We start from the raw sequence: 501 nt of genomic DNA on the forward strand, positions 1-501 counted from the left end.
GATCACCGGATTTCAGCCGCACGACGCGCTTGCCGTCGCGGCCGAGTTCGATCAGCAGCGCGTTGATTTCGGCCTGGCTCTTGGTATGGCAGCCCTTGCGTTTGCCCACCGGCAGACGCTCGGCGTCGCGGCGGCCCATGGCGACGATCGTCTCCGGCACGAGTGCGTCATGGACGATGACATCGGCTTCCATCAGCAGGCGGTGGGCGCGCAACGTCAGCAGGTCTTCGGCGCCGGGACCCGCGCCAACCAGGGCAATGTGGCCCGATGCCGGCGCGTTCGAAAGCAACAGGTCAACGGCGGCATCATGCGCCTGCGAAAGCTGGCCGGCCGCCATGGCGCGGGCCGGCGCGCCGCCGAAAAAGTCGCTCCAGAAGCGCCGACGGGCATTGCCTTTCGGCAGCAATCTCTCAGCGGTGCCGCGTAACGAGGCGGCAAGCGAAGCAAGCGGCCCGAGCGACGGCGACAGCATGCGGTCGATGCGGCTGAGCAGCATCTGGG

Annotated in this window: 1 protein-coding gene; it reads right to left on the reverse strand. The window is 68.1% G+C overall.

Translation table 11 applies throughout. From position 1 onward, the window contains the following. Positions 1-501: SAM-dependent methyltransferase (locus tag EOA86_RS37880; RefSeq protein ID WP_245497520.1), on the reverse strand; the 501-nt coding region annotated here is incomplete at both ends.

It is taken from the genome of Mesorhizobium sp. M5C.F.Ca.IN.020.32.2.1, assembly GCF_004023105.1.
GTDB classification, from domain to species: Bacteria; Pseudomonadota; Alphaproteobacteria; order Rhizobiales; family Rhizobiaceae; genus Mesorhizobium; species Mesorhizobium wenxiniae.